General features: G+C 61.2%; 1 protein-coding gene and 1 pseudogene. Both read left to right on the forward strand.

Annotated elements, in window-relative coordinates:
- The first annotated feature begins 194 nt into the window (after positions 1-194).
- Positions 195-1,490: an adenylosuccinate lyase gene (gene purB / locus NW857_RS08790; protein WP_414368694.1), complete on the forward strand. Its 1,296-nt coding sequence runs from the start codon at positions 195-197 to the stop codon at positions 1,488-1,490.
- Between the two features lie 9 nt (positions 1,491-1,499).
- A pseudogene (locus NW857_RS08795) lies at positions 1,500-1,874 on the forward strand (aspartate carbamoyltransferase); the annotation flags it as partial.

Raw genomic sequence — 1,874 nt, forward strand, 5'->3', positions numbered from 1 at the left:
AGAGCCACCCTTCCCCATCGCCGCTTCATCGTGCTCCGCTGAGGATCCCAACCCAGTCCAGTATAGACTGCCCGCAAGAGGGGCCATCCTTGCACTTGGCCAACTCGCCGAGAAGCCCCGCTTTGGACCCGGGATGAGAGGCGGATTAGCTAAAATAGCTTGGCTTATCCTATCGTACTGACGGAAAAGGCACCTTGATCGAGCGCTACACTCTGCCAGAAATGGGCCAGATTTGGTCCACCGCCCACAAGCTCCAGACCTGGCTACAAGTAGAGCTGGCCGTCTGTGAGGCGCAGGCGGAGCTGGGGCGGATCCCTCAAGAGGCTCTGCAGGAGATCAAAGCCAAAGCTGCCTTTGACCCGGCGCGGGTTTTGGCAATCGAGGCGGAAGTCAAGCACGATGTTATTGCCTTCTTGACCAACCTCAACGAGCATGTGGGCGAGGCGGGGCGCTACATCCACCTGGGCTTGACCAGCTCGGATGTGTTGGACACAGCCTTGGCCCTGCAGCTTGTAGCCTCGGTTGAGATCTTGCAAGCTCGGCTGGCCGATCTCATCGCTGCTTTGCGTGAGCAGGCCCGCCGACACCGCTACACCCTGATGATGGGCCGCACCCATGGCGTCCATGCCGAGCCCATTACCTTTGGCTTTAAGCTGGCCGGCTGGCTGGCCGAGTGCCTGCGCCATCAGGAGCGCCTAGCGCGCCTACGGGAGGTGGTCGCCGTGGGCAAGATCTCCGGCGCCGTGGGTACCTACGCCAATGTGCCCCCCCAGGTGGAACAGTTGGCCTGCGCCCGCTTAGGCCTCAAACCGGATACGGCCTCGACGCAGGTGATCTCCCGCGATCGCCACGCTGAGTATGTGCAGACCTTGGCTTTGATTGGCTCTTCTCTGGAGCGCTTTGCCACCGAGATCCGCCACCTACAGCGGACAGAGGTGCTGGAGGTTGAGGAGTACTTTGCCCCCGGCCAAAAGGGATCCTCCGCCATGCCCCACAAGCGCAACCCCGTCAAAGCAGAACAACTGACGGGAATTGCCCGCCTCTTGCGGGGGTATGCTGTCTCGGCCCTGGAAAACATTCCCCTCTGGCATGAGCGGGATATTTCCCATAGCTCTGTAGAGCGGGTCATCCTGCCCGATGCCTCCATCCTCTGCCACTACCTACTGGTCAACATGGCAGATCTGGTGCGCCACCTGCAGGTTTACCCTGCCAACATGGAGCGCAACCTCACCCTCTACGGTGGTGTTGTCTTTAGCCAGCAGGTGCTTTTGGCTTTGGTGGAGAAGGGCTTGAGCCGTGAGGAAGCCTACCGACTGGTGCAGGAAAATGCCCACCGCGCCTGGAACCAAGCCGGCGGAGATTTCCACGCCAATCTGCTGGCGGATCCCAGAGTAATGGCCCACCTGAGCGAGGCGGAGCTGCAGGCCTGCTTTGACCCACGGCGGCACCTCACCCACCTGGACGAGATCTTTGCCCGCTTGGGCATTTGAGGATCCCCTATGGCTTGGCAGCGGCAACATGTCTTGGGGCTGGCGGACTTTACCCGCGAAGAGTATCAAATTGTCTTGCAAACCGCCGCCAGCTTTCAGGAAGTGCTGACCCGGCGGCTGCCCAAGGTGCCCACCCTGCAGGGGAAGGTGGTGGTGACGCTGTTTTTCGAGCCTTCCACCCGCACCCGCAACAGCTTTGAGCTGGCGGCCAAGCGCCTGTCAGCGGATGTGCTCAACTTTTCCCCCGGCACCTCTTCGCTAAGCAAGGGGGAAACCATTTTGGATACGGCTCGCACCTTTTTGGCCATGGGATCCGACGTGCTCATCGTCCGCCACGCCCAGGCCGGGGTGCCGCAGCAGTTGGCCGCCGAGATCAATCGCCGC

The sequence above is a fragment of the Synechococcus sp. H55.9 genome (assembly GCF_047462355.1).
GTDB lineage: Bacteria > Cyanobacteriota > Cyanobacteriia > Thermostichales > Thermostichaceae > Thermostichus.